The 21,773-nt window shown below is 68.7% G+C and carries 16 protein-coding genes; 8 read left to right on the top strand and 8 right to left on the bottom strand.

The genetic code is table 11. From position 1 onward, the window contains the following. Window positions 1-180 precede the first annotated feature (180 nt). The 3 genes from G1H10_RS15955 (at window position 181) to G1H10_RS15945 (ending at window position 4,314) form a co-directional block, all read left to right on the top strand. Window positions 181-1,614 (top strand): NAD-dependent malic enzyme, encoded by a 1,434-nt coding sequence (locus G1H10_RS15955; RefSeq protein WP_163739504.1) that lies wholly within the window; start codon window positions 181-183, stop codon window positions 1,612-1,614. A gap of 50 nt (window positions 1,615-1,664) precedes the next feature. Next, entirely contained in the window at window positions 1,665-2,222 is a 558-nt protein-coding gene (locus G1H10_RS15950; protein WP_163739502.1) for a YqgE/AlgH family protein, read from the top strand. A gap of 688 nt (window positions 2,223-2,910) precedes the next feature. Next, a complete protein-coding gene (locus G1H10_RS15945; protein WP_216853317.1) occupies window positions 2,911-4,314 on the top strand; it encodes a golvesin C-terminal-like domain-containing protein in 1,404 nt (467 codons plus the stop codon). A 24-nt stretch (window positions 4,315-4,338) separates the two neighbouring features. On the opposite strand, the gene G1H10_RS15940 is transcribed toward G1H10_RS15945, so the two are convergent. The 6 genes from G1H10_RS15940 to arfA form a co-directional block, all read right to left on the bottom strand. Next, on the bottom strand, window positions 4,339-5,427 hold the full coding sequence (locus G1H10_RS15940; RefSeq protein WP_216853316.1) for a glycoside hydrolase family 43 protein: 1,089 nt from the start codon (window positions 5,425-5,427) through the stop codon (window positions 4,339-4,341). Continuing rightward, entirely contained in the window at window positions 5,424-7,745 is a 2,322-nt protein-coding gene (locus tag G1H10_RS15935; protein WP_163739500.1) for a glycoside hydrolase family 43 protein, read from the bottom strand. The genes G1H10_RS15940 and G1H10_RS15935 overlap by 4 nt, the downstream gene beginning before the upstream one ends. 16 nt (window positions 7,746-7,761) lie before the next feature. Further along, window positions 7,762-8,568: a carbohydrate ABC transporter permease gene (locus G1H10_RS15930; protein WP_163739586.1), complete on the bottom strand. Its 807-nt coding sequence runs from the start codon at window positions 8,566-8,568 to the stop codon at window positions 7,762-7,764. Between the two features lie 137 nt (window positions 8,569-8,705). Then, window positions 8,706-9,692, bottom strand: coding sequence for a carbohydrate ABC transporter permease (locus G1H10_RS15925; RefSeq protein ID WP_163739498.1), 987 nt, complete (start codon window positions 9,690-9,692; stop codon window positions 8,706-8,708). A gap of 6 nt (window positions 9,693-9,698) precedes the next feature. Then, entirely contained in the window at window positions 9,699-11,051 is a 1,353-nt protein-coding gene (locus G1H10_RS15920) for an ABC transporter substrate-binding protein (RefSeq protein WP_216853314.1), read from the bottom strand. Window positions 11,052-11,108: 57 nt separating this feature from the next. Beyond that, window positions 11,109-12,629, bottom strand: a complete 1,521-nt coding sequence (arfA, locus tag G1H10_RS34560) for an arabinosylfuranosidase ArfA (protein WP_216853313.1) — start codon at window positions 12,627-12,629, stop codon at window positions 11,109-11,111. A 187-nt stretch (window positions 12,630-12,816) separates the two neighbouring features. On the opposite strand from arfA, the gene G1H10_RS15910 reads away from it, so the two are divergent. Continuing rightward, a complete protein-coding gene (locus G1H10_RS15910; RefSeq protein ID WP_163739494.1) occupies window positions 12,817-13,818 on the top strand; it encodes a LacI family DNA-binding transcriptional regulator in 1,002 nt (333 codons plus the stop codon). Between the two features lie 9 nt (window positions 13,819-13,827). Here the strand turns inward: G1H10_RS15910 and G1H10_RS15905 are convergent, their stop codons facing one another. Both G1H10_RS15905 and G1H10_RS15900 read right to left on the bottom strand, forming a co-directional pair. Beyond that, window positions 13,828-15,648 carry a DEAD/DEAH box helicase gene (locus G1H10_RS15905; protein WP_163739492.1) on the bottom strand — a complete coding sequence of 607 codons (1,821 nt, stop codon included), beginning with the start codon at window positions 15,646-15,648 and terminating at the stop codon, window positions 13,828-13,830. A gap of 184 nt (window positions 15,649-15,832) precedes the next feature. Further along, window positions 15,833-17,278, bottom strand: coding sequence for an MFS transporter (locus G1H10_RS15900; RefSeq protein WP_163739490.1), 1,446 nt, complete (start codon window positions 17,276-17,278; stop codon window positions 15,833-15,835). Between the two features lie 74 nt (window positions 17,279-17,352). Here G1H10_RS15900 and G1H10_RS33990 point away from each other — a divergent pair, with 74 nt between their 5' ends. The 4 genes from G1H10_RS33990 (at window position 17,353) to G1H10_RS15880 (ending at window position 21,755) form a co-directional block, all read left to right on the top strand. Further along, window positions 17,353-17,619: a DUF3039 domain-containing protein gene (locus G1H10_RS33990; RefSeq protein WP_163739487.1), complete on the top strand. Its 267-nt coding sequence runs from the start codon at window positions 17,353-17,355 to the stop codon at window positions 17,617-17,619. A 209-nt stretch (window positions 17,620-17,828) separates the two neighbouring features. After that, window positions 17,829-18,884 carry a LacI family DNA-binding transcriptional regulator gene (locus G1H10_RS15890; RefSeq protein ID WP_163739485.1) on the top strand — a complete coding sequence of 352 codons (1,056 nt, stop codon included), beginning with the start codon at window positions 17,829-17,831 and terminating at the stop codon, window positions 18,882-18,884. 220 nt (window positions 18,885-19,104) lie between these two features. After that, window positions 19,105-20,160 carry a LacI family DNA-binding transcriptional regulator gene (locus G1H10_RS15885; RefSeq protein WP_216853312.1) on the top strand — a complete coding sequence of 352 codons (1,056 nt, stop codon included), beginning with the start codon at window positions 19,105-19,107 and terminating at the stop codon, window positions 20,158-20,160. After that, on the top strand, window positions 20,157-21,755 hold the full coding sequence (locus tag G1H10_RS15880; RefSeq protein WP_174264387.1) for an FAD-dependent oxidoreductase: 1,599 nt from the start codon (window positions 20,157-20,159) through the stop codon (window positions 21,753-21,755). The genes G1H10_RS15885 and G1H10_RS15880 overlap by 4 nt, the downstream gene beginning before the upstream one ends. The last annotated feature ends 18 nt before the right edge of the window (window positions 21,756-21,773 follow it).

Below are 21,773 nucleotides of genomic sequence, written 5' to 3'. Positions count from 1 at the left end.
GATGGGACGAACAGTAAGTAAAGGACGCATGTGTTAGGCAAGCCTCAGTTCGCATGTGATGGAGTGTGGTTGCGAAACGCTCGCAGGGACACGCTGGAGGCGCTGACCAGGTGGCGGCGACCCGGGCGTCATCATCTAACGTGGTCGTCCTCACACCTTTGTTCTGAGGAGCCGAACGTCGTGACGAACGTGCCCAGTGTCTCGTACTCGATAACGGTCCGCCTGGAGGTTCCGGCGGGTGCCACGGCCGTCAGCCTGCTGACGGCGACCGTGGAGAAGACGGGTGGCCTCGTCACCGCGCTCGACGTGACCGGCTCCGGCCACGACCGGATCCAGGTGGACGTCACCTGCGCCGCAAGTTCCTCGGCACACGCCGATGAGTTGGTCGAGGCGCTGCGTTCGGTTCCGGGCGTGACGATCGGCAAGGTGAGCGACCGGACGTTCCTGGTCCACCTCGGCGGCAAGATCGAGGTCAAATCCAAGGTCCCGATCCGGAACCGGGACGACCTCTCGCTCGTCTACACACCCGGCGTCGCCCGCGTGTCGGAGGCGCTGGCACGGAATCCCGAGGATGCGCGTCGGCTGACCATCAAGCGGAACACGGTCGCCGTGGTGACCGACGGATCCGCCGTGCTCGGTCTGGGGAACATCGGCGCCACGGCGGCGCTGCCGGTGATGGAGGGCAAGGCGGCGCTGTTCAAGCGGTTCGCGGACATCGACGCGTTCCCGATCTGCCTGGACACCCAGGACACCGAGGAGATCATCCGTACGGTTCAGCACATCGCACCGGTCTTCGCTGGGATCAACCTGGAGGACATCTCCGCGCCGCGGTGTTTCGAGATCGAGGCCCGGCTGCGCAAGCTGCTCGACATCCCGGTCTTCCACGACGACCAGCACGGTACCGCCATCGTCGTCCTCGCCGCGTTGATCAACGCGCTCAAGGTGGTCGGCAAGGACCTCAGCCAGGTCCGGGTGGCCATGGCCGGCGCCGGTGCGGCCGGACACGCGATCGCCCACCTGCTGTACACCGCGGGTGTCCGGGACATCGTGGCCGCCGATATCCACGGCGTCATCCATCCGGGGCGTGCGGACCTGGCCGGCGTGCCGACGTGGTACCTCGAGCACAGCAACCCTCGCGGCGTGACCGGCGGCCTGCGGGACGCGGTCGCTGGCGCGGACGTGTTCATCGGTGTCTCGGCGCCGAACATCCTCACCGCGGACGATATCGCCACCATGACCGACGACGCCGTCGTCTTCGCGCTGGCCAACCCGGAGCCGGAGATCCAGCCACAGGAGGCGGGCCGGCATGCGGCCGTCGTCGCCACCGGGCGCAGTGACTATCCGAACCAGATCAACAACGTGCTCGCCTTCCCCGGGGTCTTCCGCGGCCTGCTGGATGCACACAGCCGCAGTATCAGCACCGAGATGCTGATCGCGGCGGCCCGGGCGCTGGCCGGTACCGTCAGCGATGAAGAGCTCAATCCGGCGTACGTGATCCCGAGCGTCTTTCATCCCGGCATCGCGGACACGGTGGCCACGGCGGTGCGGGACAGCGTGGAGATCATCCGCAAGACGGCGGAGGAGACGGGCGAGTTCCCCGCCGTGCCGGTGTAGCAGAGCCGACGGCGGGCGAGGGCGTACCGGCGTTGAGGCACGATAGGGACATGGGGCAGAAGAAGCTGACTGGGCAGTTGCTCGTCGCGACCCCGACATTGAGCGGGTCGACCTTCGAGAGCAGCGTCATCTACATGCTCTCGCACGACAGCGACGGTGCACTCGGCGTGATCGTCAACCGCCCCAGCGACGTGCCGATCGAGCGGCTGCTGCCGAACTGGAGCCATGTCGCCTCGGAACCCGACGTCATCTTCCAGGGTGGCCCGGTCAGCACCGACAGCGCACTCGGTCTGGTGCTGATCAGCGGCGACGGCGAGCCACTCGGCGTGCGACGGGTCAGCGGTGACGTCGGTGTGCTGGACCTGGACACCCCGGCCGAGGTGGTTGAGCCGGCCGTCGGCGGCCTGCGTGTCTTCGCGGGGTACGCCGGGTGGGCGCCGGATCAGCTGGAAGGCGAGATCGAGGAAGGCTCCTGGTACGTGGTGGACGCGGAACCAGAGGACGCGTTCTCCCAGCATGCCGATGGGCTGTGGCGCTCGGTGCTGCGCCGGCAGCCGGGGCCGCTGGCGCTGATGGCATCGTTCCCGGATGACCCGACGATGAACTGAACGCTCCTCATGGTGTGTCGGGCGAGGTGGCGCGCTGAGACCGGCGGCCGTGTGGGGTGGGAGATGATCCCGGCCCCGCCCGCGACGAGGTCGTCGACCCCACCCTACGAAGTTCCTCGCTAGCGCTCGGATACTTCGCGGGGACCCCGGGGGCTCCTCCCACGTCGATGCCCGCGCCTACCCTGGCCGGGATCATCTCCCACCCCACCCTCGCTGGTCTCCGCGGCTGCGGTGCTTGTCGCCATTGGCCCATGCGATGCCATGCCCCATGTTGCGATGCCATGCCCCATGTGCGATCGGTTTGCTTGTCACCCTCCGTACCGCGTGTCACCGCTCGTATCGCGTGTCACCGTCCGTGCCGCATGTCACTTTGCGTCACGCATAGAGCCGGATTCTTGGCCCAACGCGCGACGGATGGTGACATGCGCGACGGGTGGTGACATGCGCGACGGCCCGACCTTGATTGCCGGCGAGGGAACTAGACGTTTGGACTAGTGACAATAGGCGTGACTGGGCGGTAGTTTCGACCTCGCATCCTGTCACATTCAGGGTGGCAGCAGGACGAGGGGAACGTATCGTGACGCGCCAGGTATCTCGCCGCACCGCTCTGGTCGCCGGCGCTTCGTTGGTTGTGGCTCCATCCGCCGCATCGGTGGCGCATGCGCGCCCGGGACGCGCGGACCCTCGGGTGAGCACGCCCGGATTGTCCCGGATGGACATGGTGTTCCGGCAGGCCGCACAGGCGCATGGGGTTCCGCGAGACATTCTGGTGGGCCTGGCGCACACGGTGAGCCGGGTGCGCGGCGGCGTGAGCGCATACGGCGGGCACGGGGTGATGCAGCTGAGAGATGCCGCAGGTGGCGGAACCCTGGACGCCGCGGCCGAGATCACCGGAGCGTCCGTCGCACAGGCGCGGGACGAGCTGGTCGCGAACGTGGATGCCGCGGCGGCATGGCTACGGGCTCTGGCCGATCAGGCCGGATTGAGCGGTGCGGAGCGGGAGCGGCTGGAATCGTGGTACGAGCCGGTGGCGGCGTACTCGGGTATTCCGGACGAGGCGGTGGCGCGGATGGAGGCGGACGCCGTGTATGCGGCGCTGGCGCGCGGATTCGTCGTCGAGACCGAGGAAGGGACGGTGCGGGTGCAGCCGGGGCAGGAACCGTTCACGCTGGCAGCACCGGCGTCGTCGTTCCAGGCGTCGGCGACCGACTACCCGTCGGCGCGCTGGGTCGCGGCCCATTCCAGCAACTACCGAACGCAGAACCGGCCGAACGACTACGCGATCGACCGCGTCGTGATCCATACGACGCAGGGTGCGTATGCGGGTGCCATCTCCTGGTTCCAGAATCCTGACTCGAACGTCTCGGCGCATTACGTGATCCGCTCGTCGGACGGTCAGGTGACGCAGATGGTGCGGCACAAGGACGTCGCGTGGCACGTCGGCAACTACAACAATCGATCGATCGGCATCGAGCACGAGGGCTGGGTAGACGACGCATCCTGGTACACCGAGGAGATGTACCGGTCCTCGGCGAAGGTGACCCGGTTCATCTGCGACCAGTACGGCATCCCGATCGACCGCACGCACATCGTGGCGCACAGTGAGGTGCCGGGGGCTACCCACACGGACCCGGGCCCGAACTGGGACTGGGACCGCTACATGGGCTACGTCCGCGGCGACACCGGTGGCGGATGGCGCGTGATCGTCGACAACGACGACGCCGGGTTCAGCGCCAGTGACAACTGGGTCCGGGTGACCACGTCGGGCCGAGGGGGTAGCCACCGGCACGCGCAGCCGGTTCTGGCGAGCGACGTGGCCTGGTTCAGCGCTGACATCCCGTCCGCCGGCAGCTACCGGGTGGACGTCTGGTATCCGCAGAGTTCCAGCAACAATCCCCGCGCGCCCTACCTCGTCGCCACGTCGGATGGGCTCCAGACGGCGTACGTGGACCAACGCTCGGGTGGCGGCCGATGGAACAGCATCGGCGTCTTCCCTCTCAAACGCGGGAGACAGCAGGTGGTCGGCGTCAGCCGATGGACCGGGTCGGACGGCTGGATCGAGGCCGATGCCGTGCGTATCAGTGAGGCGTGACCGCCGGCCGACGGCGCCGGCGCGTCAGGGCGCCCGATCCACCTGGGCGCGCGGGCCATTCAGCACCGGCCGGTCGCCGTCCCAGATGAGCTCGGTCAGCCACATGGTGCGGCCGGGTAGCGCCGATCCGATCGCGTCCGGCGGCCACGCGTGGTGCACCATCCAGGTACGCCCGTCGTGTTCGATGAGCACGCAGTGACCCGGCCCCGCTGCGTCGTCGGTGGTGGACAGGATCGGCTCGGTCAGCGGTTTCTCACATGGCCCGAGTGGGCCGTCGCACACGGCGTAGCCGACCGCGTAGGCGGCTGAACCGTAGTCGTTCGCCGAGTAGAACAGGTAGTACCGGCCGTCGCGTAGCCACATGAACGGCGCCTCCACCAGGTGCCCCTCCCACGGCTGGTCCTGGCGGATCAGCCGGACCGGTTCGCCGGTGAGCTCCAATCCGTCGTCGCTCAGCGGCTGCGCATAGATCCAGGTGTCGACGCCGATGGCGTTGCCGTCGTTCTTCCACAGCAGAAATCGCGTGCCGTCGGCGTCGGTGAACGGGCTCGCGTCGATCGAGCCACCCTCGTCTTCCTGGCAGATCAGCGGCCGATCCGACTCGTCGACGAAAGGACCGGCGGGCGACGACGCCACCGCACGGCCGATGCACTGCCGCTGGCTGTGCTTGTCATGTGCGGTGTAGTACACGACGTAGCGGTCGGGGCCATGCACCGCCACCTCTGGGGCCCAGGTGCGTCCGCCGATCACCCAGGGCGCCAGGGCGGGCATCGCGTCGCCGGCCCGCTCCCACGTCACCAGGTCCTCGGAACGCAGGACGGGAACGTTCCCAAGAGATGAGTTGGTGGCGTAGGCGAACCATCCGTCGTCGGTGTGGATCACGGCTGGATCGGGGAAGTCGCGGTCGTAGACGGGGTTGGTGAATCCCATGTCGGTTGTCTCCGGGATCGTCGGCTCGGTCGGGTCCGCAGGCTCGATCGATTCGGTCGGGTGCGTCGATTGTGCCGCGTCGCCGTGATCGGCGGGCTCGCTGGCCGGCTCGCCGGTGGCCGGCCCGCCGCACGCGCTGGTGAGCAGGCCGGCCGCAGCGAACATGAGGGCGATTCCCCTCATCGCAGCTCGTGGAAACGGACGTAGTCGAACGTGGCGGTCGTGGCCGGATCGGAGCCGCCACCGGCGTAGAGCCCGACTTCCGGCTCGGCGTCGGCCGGCAGCGTCCAGGTGGCACCCCACCGCCAGGTCTGTCCGTCCCGCGACGACGCGGACCGATACCGGTGCTCACCGGTCTGGTGATCGGTGGTGTGCGCGATCCGTAGCCACATCGTCTCGGCGACCGGGCCGCCCAGATGCGCACCCCAGCGCAGCTGGCCGCCCTCGTCGATCTCCTTGCCGAACTCCACCTGCCGAGATCCCCAGATGGCCACGTCCCCGAGCCGAAGCAGTGTGTCGTCGTCGACATGGACGATCAAACCGGCTTGCTGATAGTTGCGGATGGTGTCGGTGCCGAGGTCGAGCTGGAGCTTGGTCTCCATGATCCAGTCGCCGTCCGGCGGCGTGCGCAGCAGCAGTGGACCGGTGTTGCCGGAGCCGACGACGTCGACGGAGTCCAGCGGCCAGGACAGCCGGCCGTCCACGACCTTGACGGAATCGTCCGGCCGGACCCACCGCCATCCGTCGCCGGGTGCCTCGTCGAACTCCTCCGCGTGCAGCACCGCGCCCGCGACCGGATCGGCCACTCGCTGGGTTGTCGGGCGGTGCGCGGGAACGACGGTCAGGTTGTCCACCTCGGCTTCGCCGCCGGCGGCGGTCAGCCGGACCGGCCGCGGAATCGCCGCGCCTGCCGGCAGCTCCAGGGTGACCTCGGCGTCGACGTCACCGAGCCGGCTCTCGCTCAGCTGCGCGTGCACACGGCCGTCGCGCAACTCAACCGCCAGCGAGGTCCAGACGCCCGGATCGAACCGCTCGGGCAGCTCCGCGACCTGTTCCGTGCCACCTCGCGCGGATCGGGCGGCGACGCGCAGCTCACCGGCTGCGGCGTCGACGGTGACCGTCACGCCGCGCGGGCCGGCGTCGGCGAGCCCGACCGAGAACGCGCCGGAACCGTCCACCCGGACGTCGGCCTCGACGCGGACCTCGCGAGGAGCGACGCGCCGGGTAGTGACGTGTGCCGCACCGTCGTCGCCGGGAACCAAGCGCCCGACCTCTCCCGCGTCCCCGGTGGTGTCCGTTCCCGGTTGCCACGTGCCGGACTCGGCCACCAAGGCGTCGTCACCGGCCGGGTCGGCGCTGTCGATGCCGAGCCCGGACGCGGTCACCGGTGCGGGCTGCGGCGAGTCGCTCGGTCCCGCGCCGGCCCGCGTCACCGGCCAGCCGTCGATCCAGTCCAACCGGTCGATCAACGTGGGACGGCGGTTGACCCCGCCCGGCTCGTTCAGCCAGGCCTGGTCGCGGTCGATCCCGTGGTAGAGGATGTAGTCCTGCCCGGCGACGTCGCTGACGATCGCGTGGTGGCCGACGCCGATCCAGCGGTTCCCGTTCTGCGCCAGCACCTGGGTGCCGCCCACGCGTGAGTCGAGCATCGAGACGCCTTCGTGGTCGACGAACGGTCCGCGCGGGCTGGTGGAGCGGCCGGCGTAGACGCTGTATCCGGTGACCGGGCCGGCGCAGCAGTTCGCCGACGAGGCGGTCAGGTAGTAATAGCCGTCCCGTTTGACCACGAAGGCGCCCTCGTAGCGGTCGGCGCGCGCCACCTGGGTCGGCTCGCCGACGGCCCGGGTGCCGGTCTCGTCCAGCTCGGTGACCCAGAGGCCGCCGTGGTAGCCGCCGAAGTACAGGTAGCGGGTCCCGTCGTCGTCGGCGAACAGGGCCGGGTCGATGGTGTTGAAGTAGCCACCGCCGCCGTCCGGCCGCGGCTCGACCACCGGTCCGCCGGAGTCGGTCCACGGCCCGGCGGGTGTCGGCGCGGTGGCCACACCGATGGCGTAGTTCCACGGGCCCGGCTCGTCGACGGTGTCGGTGGCGGTGTAGTACAACACGTATTCACCGTCGACGTAGCGGATGTCCGGCGCCCAGTAGAACGACGACGACGTGGTCCACTCCGGACGGGCGTCGTCGTCGAAGATCGTGCCGAGATACTCCCAGTCTGCGAAATCGCGGGTCCGGGCGACGTGCATCAGGCCGAACTCGCTCGGTGCGGAGTGCAGCGGATCGCTGGTGGCGTACAGGTACCAGTAACCGTCCTTGCCGCGGATCACCGCCGGGTCGGCATACGTGTCGGAGAACGGCGCCGAGATCGGGTTCTGCGTGGTGCCGTGGCCGCGGTGTGCGCCGCCGGACGCGTCGCCGCCGGCCGGTGCCGCCGAGACGGCCAGCGCGGACGCGGCCATAGCCGCTGCCACCAGCGGCACGAGAAGCGTGGATCGGATCGACATGGACATGGTGGTCGGATCACCCCTTGAGGCCGCTGCGCGAGACGCCTTCGATGACGTATCGCTGCGTGAACAGGAACAGGATCAGCACCGGCACACTCGCCACGAACGCACCGGCCATGATCACCGGGTAGTCGGTGGTGTATGCGCCCTGGAGCAGGCGCAACCCGGCGGGCAGGGTCAGCCGCTCCGGGCTGAACAGCACGTAGATCGGCCAGATGAAGTCGTTCCAGTTGGTGAGGAAGGAGAGCACGGCCAATGTGGCCAGCGCGGGTTTGGAGTTGGGCAGCACCACGCGGGTGAAGATCTGCCACTGGTTGGCGCCGTCGATCAGCGCCGCCTCCTCCAGCTCGCCGGGGAGCATGGCGAAGAACTGCCGGAGGAAGAAGACGCCGAACGCCCCGGCCGCTCCGGGGACCACCAGTGCCCAGATCGTGTCCAGCCAGCCGAGCCGGTCGATGATCAGGTAGTTCGGCATCAGGAACACGAAACCCGGCACGAAGAGGGTCGAGACGATGACGACGAAGAACAGGCCGCGCAGCCGGAACCGCAACCGGGCCAGCGCGTACGCGGCCATCGACGCCACGGTCAGCACCAGCAGCATGTGCAGCGTGGCGGCGAGAAGACTGTTGAAGAACCAGCGCAGCACCGGGTAGGAGCCGTCCAGCCGGAGCAGCCCTTCATACGCGCCGACCGTCGGGTCGCTCGGCAGCACGGTGGGCGGGACCGACGTGGCCTCCGGGTTGGTCTTCAGCGACGTCAGCAGCATCCAGACGATCGGGCCGACGAAGATGACGGTCAGCACCGCCAGGAATGCCCAGAACATGCCGGTGCCGAGGATCGACCGGGGTCTGCCACCGGGAGGCGACGACGGTCTCGCCGCTCCGCTCCTCGCTCCCTGCGCGGGCGGCTGCGCTCGTTCCTCGCTACGCCGACCACTCCGCTCGCTCGTCGCGTCGCCGCTCATGTGGACTGCCTCCTTCCGCGGACGGCCAGCACGTTGACGATCGAGACGATCCCCAGGAAGACGGCGAGCAGGTAGGACATCGCCGCCGCCGACCCCATCCGGAACGACTCCAGGCCTTCACCGAGGATCACCATCAGCGCGGTCCGCGTCGAGTCGCCCGGTCCGCCACCGGTGACCAGCACCGATTGGCCGAACATGTTGGCCGACGCGAGGACGGTGATGACCACGACGAACAGCAGCACCGCACGCAGGCCCGGCAGCGTGACGTAGCGGAACTGCTGCCACCGGGATGCGCCGTCCACCTTCGCCGCGTCGTACAGCTCGGATGGGATGTCCTGCAGTCCGGCCAGGTAGATGATGGTGTTGAAGCCCAGCGTCCACCAGACGGTCATCACCACGAGGCTGATCCACGCCCAGGGCTGAGCGGTGATCCAGGGGATCGGTGTGCCGATCCCGACGGCGTTCAGGACCGAATCGAGGCCGACGGCGTCGATGGCGGCGTTGATCACGCCGATGTTCGGGTCGAGGATGAACCGGAACAGCAAGCCGACGACGGCGACGCCGAGCACGTACGGCATGAAGAAAACGGCCCGGAAGAACGTCCGGCCGGCGAATCGCCGATTGAGCAGCACCGCCAGGCCCAGCGGGATGGCCACCAGCAACGGCACGCTGGCGACGGTGAATACGGCGGTGGCCTGGATGCCGTTCCAGAACATCTCGAACGCCGCCGACGCCGGATCGAACAGATTCAGGTAATTGTCAAACCCGACGAACGGCTTCTCCGGGAGCATGTAGTCCCAGTCGTGCAGGCTCATCCAGACGCCGAAGACGGCGGGCGCGGCGACGAACGTGACGAAGATGATCAGGAACGGCGCCATGAACGCGTACGGCGTCCACGGCGCGTGCCGGCGGATGGGCCGACGGGCACCGTCGCCGGCCCGCCCTCGTCTCGTCCGTCGCGGTGACAGGGCTGTGCTGGCCATGGTCGCCTACCCGCTGTACTTGTCGCGGTTCTCTTCAAGCTTCTTGGCGGCGCGCTGCGCGGCCTGTTCCAGCGCCTGCGCCGGCTCCTTGGTGAGTAGCACCGCCTCGTTGAGCGCCTGATCGAAGTCGGCGAACGCATCTGAAATGCCCGGGACGGCGGGCGGGAAATGCAGGTACTCGACCTGCTCGGCGAAGGCGGCCTGCTCGGTGAGCGCCTGAAAGTCCTCCGACTCGCGAACCGAGGTACGGGCCGGAACCTGCCCACCCTCCGCCCAGGCCAGGGACTGCTTGCTCACCCAGTTGACGAAGACGCGAGCCGCGTTCAGCTTGTTCTCATCCGGACGACGAGGCTTGGTGAGGACAAAGTTGTGCGAACCGGCCCAAGCGGCCTGCGTGCCGCCGATGTTCGGCAGCGGCGCCACGCCCCACTCCAGCCCGGAGACCTCCTTGAGGGAGTTGATGTGCCAGATGCCGTTCCAGTTGAACGCCGCCTGGCCGTTCTGCAGCGCGATGGCATCCGCGTCCTGCCCGACATCGGTCGGGCTGTAGTCGTTGTGGATCGCGTCCACCATCCAGGTCAGCGCCTGGACGCCGGGATCCTCATGCCAAGTGACCTCGGTGCCGTCGTCGTTGAACAGGCTGCCGCCGAACTGCCAGATCAGCGACTGCAGCGTCATGCTCCCGGTGAACGGGTGCGGCGACATCCAATGTCCCTTGATGCCGGCCGACTTCAATTGCTCCAGGGCCGCTTCGTACGAGTCGCGGTCCATCGGCGGGTTGTCCGGGTCCAGCCCGGCTTCCTCCATGACGGTCTTGTTGTAGTAGAAACCGAGCGGGTGGACGTCGAGCGGGATGCCGTAGCGCTGCCCGTCGTACTCGCCGGCGCTCCACACCGCGTCGGCGAAGTCGGAGGCCTGCAGGTTGAGTGCGGCGGCGACGTCGTCGAGCGGCATGATGACGCCGCGTGCGGCGTTGGTGGGCAGCGAGTCGATGTGCATGATCCCGACATCGGGTCCGCGGCCGGAGGAGACCGCGGCGGGGAGTTTGGAGTAGTAGTCGGCCCACTCCATCACGGTCATCTTGACGGCGATGTTGTCGTGTTCGGAGTTGAACGTGTCGACGAGGTCTTGCATGAACGGGCCGTCGCCGCCGGTGAACCCGTTCCAGAACTCGAGCTCGACGTTGGGTCCGTCGTAGGTGTCCGAGGCGGGGGTGTCCGCCCCCGCCGGTTCGGAGTCGGGGGAGGCGGACCCGCCTCCGCAGGCACTGAGGAACGCCCCGGCGCCCAGCGCTCCGGTTGCGGAGAGGAAACGGCGGCGGGAGAGCGGATGGGACAGGGATGGACGGTGGTGGTTCACAGCAGCTCCTTCACAGACGTTGGGAAGCGGATCACTGTTGTGCGACGTGGTGGTGGCTCACTGTTGTGCGGTGCGGATGCGGATCAGGTGCCAGGACAGCGGCGCGAGCGTCGCGGTCAGGCGGCCGTCGGCGATCTCGGTGCCGGAGACCGGCCGCGGGTGGATGCGGTCCGGGTGCTCGGCGGTGTTGGTGGCGTGCGGGTCGGCGTCGGCGATGGTGACGTGCTCGATCAGCGCGTCATCCGTGACGCCGAAGGACGCGAGTGACGCGTTGAGGCGTGCCGGATCGGTGCGGTGCCGGTTGGTGGCGAGCAGCACCAGTTCGCCGGATTCGGCGTCGTGCACGGCGGTGACTCGGGCGGCGGGCACGTCGCCGTGCCGGGCGGTGGCGAGTGCGGGCGTGCTGACCGCGGTCCGCAGCGTGGTTCCGCGGGCGTGCCGGGCGGTCAGCGCGAACGGGTGGAAGGTCGTCTGCCGCCAGGCCGATCCGCCCGGCTCGGTCCGGATCAGTCCGATCACGTTGACCAGTTGGGCCTGGCAGGCGATGGCGACCCGGTCGCACTTGTCCAGCAGCGCCATCAGCAGATCACCGACGACGACGGCGTCCGCGACGTCGAAGGTGTCCTCGATCAGCGGCCCGCCGTCGCGGACCTCCAGCCCGTCCTCGCCGGGGAACCGGTTCTGATACCAGACGTTCCACTCGTCGAACGAGACGGTGAGGCGTTTGCGGCTGCGGGTGGTCGCCGCCACGTGATCGGCGGTCGCGGTGACGGCGTCGATCATCGAGCGCATGTTCTCCGACGAGGCGAGGAAGCTGTCCACGTCGCCGTCGATCGGTTCGTAGTAGGCGTGCAGCGAGATGTGGTCCACCAGGTCATAGGTGTGTTCAAGCACGGTCCGCTCCCAGCTGCCGAACGTCGGCATCCCGCTGTTGGAGCTTCCACAGGCGACCAGCTCGATGTCCGGATCGGCGCGGCGCATCGCCCTGGCCGTCTCGGCAGCTAGGCGGCCGTACTCGTCGGCGGTCTTGTGCCCGATCTGCCAGGGGCCGTCGAGTTCGTTGCCCAGGCACCAGGTGCGGACGGCATGCGGCTCGGGCCGGCCGTTGCGTGCCCGCCAGTCGGCCATGGCGGTGCTGCCGGCCGGCAGATTGCAGTACTCGAGCAGGTCCACGGCGGCGCGCACGCCACGGGTGCCGAGATTGACCGCCATGATCGGGTCGATGCCCACGCCCCGGGCCCAGCGGGTGAACTCGTCCACGCCCACGGTGTTGGGTTCGATCGACCGCCACGCCAGGTCGAGCCGTCGCGGCCGGTTCTCGACTGGGCCGACACCGTCCTCCCATCGGTACCCGGAGACGAAGTTGCCGCCGGGGTATCGGATGACGGTGGTGCCCAGCTCGGCGACGAGCGCGGCCACATCCTTGCGGAACCCGTGCTCGTCGGCGGTCGGGTGGTCCGGTTCGAAGATGCCGCCGTAGACACACCGGCCCATGTGCTCGACGAAGCTCCCGAAGAGGCGGGGATCCACCGGGCCGACGGTGAATGCCGGGTCCAGGGCGACCGTGATCTCGTACACGCATACCTCGTTTCGCCGTTTACAACGGATAACCGTCCGCTCATCTTTCACCGCTATTCCTCCGTTGTAAAGACACGGTTGCGAGATTGTTGCCATCTGCCGCCGGTGGCCGGGCGTGAGCCGATGGTGCGGTTCGCGGAGCACTAGACTCACACGGGCAAGGGCATCGACGTGGGAGGGAGCGGATGTGGGCGCGCGGTTGAAGGACGTGGCCGACCGCGCCGGCGTGTCCTTCAAGACCGTCTCCAACGTCATCAACAACCATCCCAATGTCACCGAGAAGACCCGGCAGAAGGTGCTGCAGGCGATCGCCGAGCTTCGATACCGCCCGAACGTGACCGCGCGGAGCCTGCGGCACGGACGGTCCGGGTTCCTCGCCATCGCCCTGCCCGAGCTGCGTTCGCCGTACTTCGCCGTCCTCGCCTCGGAGATCGGTGCGGCGGCGAAGCGGGAGGGGCTCGTCGTCCTGATCGAGGAGACGTTCGGCGAGCGGGACGGCGAGCGGATCGCGCTCGAGGGGCTCGCTTCGACGCTCATCGACGGGATCGTCTTCAGTCCGATGGCGACGCCGGCGAGGGATGTCGCCGCTCGGCTGGACGCCACGCCGATGGTGCTGCTCGGGGAACGGGCACATCCGGCCGGCTGCGACCACATCGCCGTCGACAACGTCCGCGCCGCCCGTGAGGTGACGCAACACCTGCTCGACATCGGCCGCCAGCGGATTGCGGCGATCGGTGCCGAGCGTGGTTCGGTGACCGGTGGCTTACGTGCGCGCGGCTACCGGCAGGCGTTGACCGCCGCGGGAATCGACGTCGACCCCGCTCTGACGGTGTCCAAGATCGGGTACGACCGCGCCGGCGGGGCGAGCGCGATGGCGGCGCTGCTCGACAGCGGAACCGACATCGACGCGGTCTTCTGCTTCAACGACCTGATCGCCCTGGGGGCGCTGCGGGTCCTGCGTGAGCGGGGGGTGCGCGTGCCGGAGGACATCGCCGTCGCCGGCTTCGACGACATCGAGGACGGCCGGTACTCCTCGCCGACACTGACCACGGTGTCGCCGGACATCCCGTTCCTCGCGGCCGAAGCGGTCCGGCTCATCGTGCGGCGGCTGGCCGATCCGGACGCGCCGGCGACGGACGTCGAGGTGCCGTTCACCGTTCAGGTCCGCGAGAGCACCGCCGGCGGTTGATCCGAAGCCTCAGTCCTGCTGCCGGGTGGATGCCCACGTTCGGATCGTGTCGATGCGGTTCTGGATCTCCTCCGCCGTGGCCAGCGCGGCGGGCGGTCCGCCGCAGGCCTTGCGCAGCTCGGTGTGGATCACGCCGTGCGGCTTCCCGGTGCGGTGATGCCAGGCGCCGACCAGACCGTTGAGCTCACGGCGCAGCATAGAGATGCGTTCATGTTCGGGGACGGTGCGGCCACCGTCGGCTCCCCCCTCTGAGCCGTTGCGGGATGCACTGGATCCGGCGGTGTCGTCGGTGGGGTCGCCGTCACCGCGCGCTCTGGCCGTCGCCTGCTGTTCGGCCTGCCGTCGCCGCAGCAGCGCGGCCACCTGGTCGGGCTCGAGTAGGCCCGGGATGCCAAGGTAGTCCGCTTCCTCGGCGGAACCGGCCTGGGCCTGGGTGCCGAACTCGCCGCCGTCGTAGAGGACCCGGTCGAAAGCGGCGTCCGAACCGAGTGCCTCGAACGGCACCAGCTCGTCGGGGGTGTTCTCCTCTCGCTGGGCGGCGGCGATCAGCTCTTCCTCGGCGGCGAGCGGATCGTCGTCGGGGGAGGAGGTCTTGCCGAGGATGTGGTCCCGCGAGGCCTCCATCTCGCCCGCATAGGACAGCAACGTCGGCACCGTCGGCAGGAAGATCGAGGCGGTCTCGCCGCGCTTGCGGGCGCGGACGAAGCGCCCGACCGCTTGGGCGAAGAACAGTGGGGTCTGCGTCGCGGTGGCGTAGACGCCGACGGCGAGCCGCGGCACGTCGACGCCTTCGGAGACCATCCGGACCGCCACCATCCAGCGGTCCTGGCTCTCGCTGAACTCGGCGATCTTCTTCGACGCTTTCGGCTCGTCCGACACGACCACGGTGGGACGCTCGCCGCTGATGCGCGCGAGCAGCTTCGCGTAGGCGCGGGCCTTCTCCTGGTCGGTGGCGATCACGAGACCACCCGCGTCCGACACGTGCCGGCGCACCTCGGTGAGCCGGGTGTCGGCGGCGCGCAGGACAGAGGGAATCCACTCACCCTCCGGATCCAGCGCGGTCCGCCAGGCCTGGGCGACCATATCCTTGGTGAGCGGCTCGCCGAGCCGGGCGGCCACCTCGTCACCGGCCCGGGTGCGCCAGCGCATCTCACCGGAGTAGGCCATGAACAGGACCGGTCGCACGACTCCGTCCTGCAACGCGTCGGCGTAGCCGTAGCTGTAATCGGCGGCGCTGCGCTGTAGCCCGTCCGCTTCCGGGATGTAGGTGACGAACGGGATCGGGTTGATGTCCGAGCGGAACGGCGTGCCGGTCAGCGCGAGCCGGCGGGCGGCCGGATCGAAGGCCTCCCGCACGGCATCGCCCCAGGACAAGGAGTCACCCGCGTGGTGCACCTCGTCGAGGATCACCAGCGTGCGACGGTTCTCGCAGCGAGCGCGGTGCAGCATGGGATGGGCCGCGACGCCGGCATAGGTGACCGCGACCCCGGTGTAGTCCCGGCTGGTCCGGCCCTTGCGGCCGGAGAACGCCGGATCGACGGTGATGCCGACCTTGTCCGCCGCATCGGCCCACTGCCGCTTCAGGTGTTCGGTGGGCGCGACGATGGTGAGCTGGTGCACCACCCGCTTGGCGAGGAGCTCGGCCGCGACCCGCAGGGCGAAGGTGGTCTTTCCGGCGCCGGGCGTGGCGACCGCCAAGTAGTCCTTCGGGTCTCGCTCCAGGTAGTCGGAGAGGGCGGCCTGCTGCCACGCCCGCAGCTTGCCTGCTGTTCCCCACGGCGCTCGCGCCGGGTACAAGGGTGGCAGGTGCTCAGCGGCGGAGGTGCTCACAGATCTCCTCGTCTGGTCTACGACCGGGCACAGCAACGCCCGACCCGCTGCATCAGCGAACCGGGCTCGTTCACGACGATAGCCGCCCACCCCGACAGGTCACGAACCGACATGCGTGCGGACCGTCGAGCAATACCGAGCACCGGGCACGCCGCCGGCGAGGTCCGACTTCGGTCAGAGGACGTCACGCTTGGCGCGGCCCGGAGCGGTTCCCGCGTGAGCTGGACTCAGGGACTCGCGCACCCTCACGGTCCGGGCGTATCCGGCCGGCGGCCCAGGCGCCGAACACCGCCAGAGCGGACATGACCACCAGGATCACGATGTAGATCCAGGTGGGGACGGAGACGTCGGAGGCGGTCTCGGTCCCGTGACCGGAACCGAAGATGACCCCGGCCAGGCCGACGAAGGCGATGGAGAAGAGAGCGTCGGACAGCTGCATCGCCGCCGAGTTGGACCCATGCTCCTCGACCGGGGAGAGTTCGAACAGCAGGACGCTGATGCTGGACATCGCCATCCCCATGCCGATCGCTCCGAAGCTCCAGATCACCGCCGCGACGATCGCTGGGACCGCCGGGAGCAGCACTAGCATGAGCAGCGCCACGGCGGTGGCGACGACGGCGCTTCCTGCCTGCACGAGCATGTGCCGCGGGATGACCGTGCGCGGACGGCCCTGATACCACGAGCCGGCCGCCCATCCCAGCGCCCCTCCGGTGAGCGAAAGCCCGGCGAGGGTGGACGACAGCCCGCGCTCGGCGACGAGCATAAGCGGCAGGAACGCCTCCGCGCCGAAGAAGGCGCCGGCGAGGATGCCCCGCATGAGCACGACGGTCGGCAGGCCGCGGCGGATCCGCAACGTGCCCGGTGGCAGCAGCCTGGGGACACTCGGCACCAGCAATGCGGCCGCGATCACGCAGAATCCGACCGCGGCGAGATCCGCCCGGCTGCCGGCGTACTGCAGCAGCCCCATGCCGGTGGCGGTGGCGACGGCCAGCGGCATCCGCCGGCGCCGCACCACCGGTCCGGACGGTGGCGGTCCGTCTACGGCCCGCACCGAGGGCAGGATCAGCACCATCGGGATCACCACGAACGGCGCCAGGCCGAGGAACACCCAGCGCCATGATGCGTGGTCGCTGAGCAGCCCGGAGATGAGGGGTCCGACGATCGAGGGCACCACCCAGGCCGCGGAGATGGCGGCGAAGATCCGCGGGCGCAGCGACTCGTCGTACGAGCGTCCGACCACCACGTAGAGTGCGACGATCACGAGGCCTCCGCCGAGTCCCTGGGCGGCACGGCCCGCGACGAACGGCCACATCGACTGGGCGGTCCCCGCGATGATCAGCCCGACGCTGAACGTCACGCCCCCGACCACGCTGGGCAGCAACGGTCCGCGGCGATCGCATAGCTCACCGGAGACGACCATGCCGAGCAGACTGGTGGTGAAGAACCCGGAGAACGCGAAAGCGTAGTACTTGACGCCGTCCAACTCGGGAACCGCCGTGGGCATCGCCGTCGCGACCGCCATCGCCTCGAACGCGATGAACGCGATGGTGGCGACGATGCCGACGGTGAGCGACCGGTGTGCCGGACTGAGGATGCCCGGACTCATGGGCTGTCCGGACGTCCGTGTCATGAGTGAATAGTAGAGACACTCATGTCCTCAACTCCAGTCGATCAGCAGTTGTCTCGATCCGTAGACTGGGGATTGTGACTACGCAGTTCAGCCCGGGCACCGAGACCATCGAGCGACCGGATACCGGAACCCAACCTGGTGATGGTGACGGCGAACGCGATCGGTTCTCCCACTACGTGCCGAAGCACAAACTGACCGATGCCATGATCAACGGTACGCCGGTGATCGCGCTGTGCGGCAAGGTGTGGGTGCCGAGCCGAGACCCTGAGAAGTACCCGGTCTGCCCGGAGTGCAAGAAGAAATGGGAGAAGATGCGCCCAGGTGGCGACGACGACAGCTGACCGCGCGTGCGCAACCGCCCGCACAGACGGACGAGGTCGGCGGGCGCGCAGGTCGTCGGTCGGGGCACGGGCGTCCTAGGTCGGCAGGATGTCTCAGGTGCGCTCGTACGTACTAGCGGACGGATGGATGTTATCCTCTCCGTGTGCTCATACGTATGCCGTGCCGGGGTGTCATGGTCGGGCGGCACTGGCGGGGATAGGTAGGCCGGATGGCAAGACGTCGGGAACGCGCGCCGCGCCAGGCGGACGTGGCGCGGCTGGCCGGCGTGTCCCAGTCGGCGGTGTCCCGGGTCATCGCGTCGGACGCGGAATCGGCGCGCATCCCGGAGGAGACCCGGCGCCGGATTCTGCAGGCCGTAAAGGAACTCGGGTACGTCCCCAATCCGTCGGCGCGGAGCCTGCGCAAGAAGCGCAACAAGCTGCTCGGCGTCCACACGTTCGAGCCGGTGTTCCCGCACGCCCGAGAGAGCTTCTACTTCGAGTTCCTGCTGGGAATCGAGGAACGGGCCGAGGAGCTGGGTTATGACCTGGTCCTGTTCACCTCGACCGGCACCTCGGACGGCCGTCGACGCGTCTATCGCGACGGGGTCAACCGGCTGAATCTGGCGGACGGCAGCGTGCTGCTCGGTGCGTTGACGGATAAGAACGACCTGGCCCGGCTCTGGGACGAGGGGTATCCGTTCGTGCACATCGGCCGCCGCGAAGTGCCGGGCGCGGAGATCCCGTGCATCGTTCCGGATTACTTCGGCGTCACCGGCGACATCGTCGAGATGCTGGCCCGGCACGGGCACCGCCACCTGACGTACCTGCACGGCACGCTGGGTATGGAGGCGTACGAGGACCGGCGGCGCGGATATGTCGACGCCGTGCGGAAGCTCGGGCTGGAGGATAGGTCGAGCGCCGGGTCGGCGCTCTCCGAAGACAAGACGAGCCTTCTCGCCTCGTGGTTGGACGAGCTCGCCGCGGGGCCGGTGACGGCGGTGGTCGCGGAGAGTGAGCCGCTCGCGGAGATGCTGCTGGCCGGGCTCGACGCCCGCGAGCTCAGGGTGCCCGACGACGTTTCCGTGGTGGTGCTCGAGGCGGTCGGCCCGGAGGCCCGTCAGCGCTGGCATGCGCTGCACATACCACGCAAGGAGATCGGCCGGATGGCGATCGATGCGCTGGTGGAACTGGTCGACGATCCGGAGGGGCAGGGCGCCAGCGTCGTCGTCCCGTGTTCGATCGTGGAGGGAGCAACGGTCGCGGCGGCCCGCGAGCGCCGGTAACCGCATGGTGGGCCGAGAGTCGACGGCGGACACGCCCGCGTCTGGGTGTGGGTCTGGGCCTCGCTCTGGTTCCGGGTGTCCTGGACTGTCACGTCAGGGAAATCCACCGTTCACCCTTGACTCGGCGAGGAAGTCTCTCTAAAGTCGCTGCAACGAAATAGCAAATAAAGCGTTATTCCTGCTAATACGTTGCTATTACGAAATAGCAGAGGAGAGTGGAGTGGCGATCAAAAGCCGCCAGCAGGCGCCGACCCAGAGCGACGTCGCCAGACGCGCCGGAGTGTCGCAGGGGACGGTGTCGGCGGTGATCAACGGCCGGGCGACCGCTCACCGGATTCCGGAGGAGACGGTCCGGCGCGTCCGCGAGGCCGTGCGCGACCTCGGCTACGTCGCGAACCCGGCGGCACGGAGTCTCCGTGGCAAGCGCAACAAGCTGCTCGGTGTGCACACGTTCGAGTCGGTCTTCCCCATCAGCCAGCGGGACTTCTTCCACGAGTTCCTGATCGGCATCGAGGAGCAGGCTGTGCTCGACGGTTATGACCTGGTGCTGTTCACCTCGACCGAGGAACCGAACGGCAAGCGGCGGATCTACCGGGACGGCGTGAACCGGCTGAACGTGGCGGACGGGAGCGTCTTGCTCGGTTTCACCCACGACAGCTCGGACATCGCCAAGCTGGCCGACGAGGGATATCCCTTCGTCCACGTCGGCCGGCGGGAGGTCCCGGGGGTGGAGTTCCGCTGGGTCGGAGCCGACTACACCACCGCCACGAGGGACGTCGTGGACCGGCTGATCGCCCTGGGCCATCGGCGCATCGGTTACGTCGGATTGGACGGGCGGATGGAGGCGCTCATCGACCGTGAACAGGGCTACCGAGCGAGCTGCCAGGCAGCCGGGCTGCCGGCGTTGCCGGTGCTGATGGGGGCCCAGCACCTCTCCGTGGATTGGTTCGACCATGCCCTGGCCAGCGGCATGACCGCCTTCGTGGCCGAAGACGAGAGCTATGCGGCGCGGCTCGGCGAATTCGCCCGGGAACGCGGCATGACCATTCCGGACGACGTGTCGGTGGTCGTCTTGCGCGGCACCAGCGACGGGCCGCATCCGGGCCGCTCGTGGAGCTCGATGGGCATCCCGCGGAACGAGATGGGGCGTGCGGCGGTGCGGATGCTGGTGGAGATCCTCGAGGACCCACAGGCCACCCGTGACGACCACTTGCTGTTGCCGTGCACCCCGCCCGGAGAGAGCACCATGGCGCCTGCGACGGGGAGGTCCGCATGACGGAGATCGGCGTAGACGTCGCGGTCATCGGCGGCGGGCTCGGTGGCGTCGCCGCCGCGTTGGCCGCGGCGCGGCACGGCATGACGGTGGTGCTGACCGAGGAGACCGATTGGGTCGGCGGCCAGATCACCGCTCAGGGCGTGCCGTCGGACGAGCATCCCTGGATCGAGCAGTTCGGCTGCACGGCGACCTACCGGTCGTTCCGGGACGGCATCCGCGACTATTACCGGCGGCATTACCCGCTCACCGAAGCCGCCCGGGCGGCGCGTCACCTCAACCCCGGCGGTGGAGCGGTGAGCCGCATCTGCGCCGAGCCACGGGTCGCGCTGGCCGTGCTCGAGGCGATGCTCGCGCCGCACCGGGCTGCCGGCCGGCTGGATCTACGGCTGCGGCACCGGCCGGTCGCGGCCACTACGGACGGCGACACCGTCACCAGCGTCACCGTGCAGGACGAGGAGACGGGTGAGCGGTTGACCGTCACGGCGCGCTACGTCCTGGACGCGACCGAGACCGGCGAGCTGTTGCCGCTGACCGGCACGGAATACGTCACCGGGTTCGAGTCGCAGGACGATACCGGGGAGCCGAGCGCCCCGGCCGAGGGCCAGCCGCTGAACATGCAGGCGGTTTCCTGGTGCTTCGCGGTCGACCATCTGGAGGGCGAAGACCACACCATTGATAAGCCGGACGATTATGCCCTCTGGCGGGAGTTTCAACCGCCGTACTGGCCCGGGCCGATGTTCGGTCTGGTAGCGCCGAAGCCGCACAGTCTGGAACCGGTTCAGCGGACGTTCGAGCCGCATCACGATGAGGAGTTCAACCGACGGTACGGCGGCGGCGACATCGATCTCTGGCAGTTCCGCCGCATCATCGCCCGGGACAACTTCGTGCCGGGTGCGTTCCGCAGCGACGTCGTCATCGTGAACTGGCCGATGATCGACTACCTGTCCGGTCCGGTGTTCGAGGTGGACGACGACGAGGCAGCCCTCCACCTCGAAGGCGCCCGGCGGATGAGTCTGAGTTTCCTGTACTGGATGCAGACCGAGATGCCACGGATGGACGGCGGCACCGGCCTACCGGGCTTGCGGCTGCGCGGCGATGTCTTCGGCACCTCGCACGGCCTGGCGAAGTATCCATACATCCGCGAGTCGCGGCGGATCGTCGCGGAGTACACGATCGTGGAGCAGGACGTCGCGCAGGCGCTACGGCCAGAGCGAACGGCGAAGCCGTACGACGATTCGGTGGGTGTCGGCTCGTACCGGATCGATCTGCATCCGTCCACGGGTGGGGACAACTACATCGACGTCGGTTCGTTGCCGTTTCAGATCCCGCTGGGTGCGTTGCTGCCGGTGCGGATGCGCAACCTGCTTCCGGCGGCGAAGAACATCGGCACCACGCATATCACCAACGGCTGTTACCGGCTGCACCCGGTGGAGTGGAACGTCGGCGAAGCCGCCGGCGTACTGGCGGCGCACTGCGTGGCCGAGAACACCACACCGCAGCAGGTGCGGCACGACGAGGCCCGGCTACGGGCGTATCAGAAGACGTTGACCCGCGACGGCGTCGAGCTGCGCTGGCCCGACGTCCACGGCTACTAAGAGGCCCTGTTCGGCGGA

Origin of the sequence: Phytoactinopolyspora halotolerans (assembly GCF_010550675.1) — a bacterium.
In the GTDB taxonomy this organism is placed as follows: Bacteria; Actinomycetota; Actinomycetes; order Jiangellales; family Jiangellaceae; genus Phytoactinopolyspora; species Phytoactinopolyspora halotolerans.
Note: the sequence above shows the minus strand (reverse complement) of the source record. Positions and strands in the feature narration are given on the sequence as shown.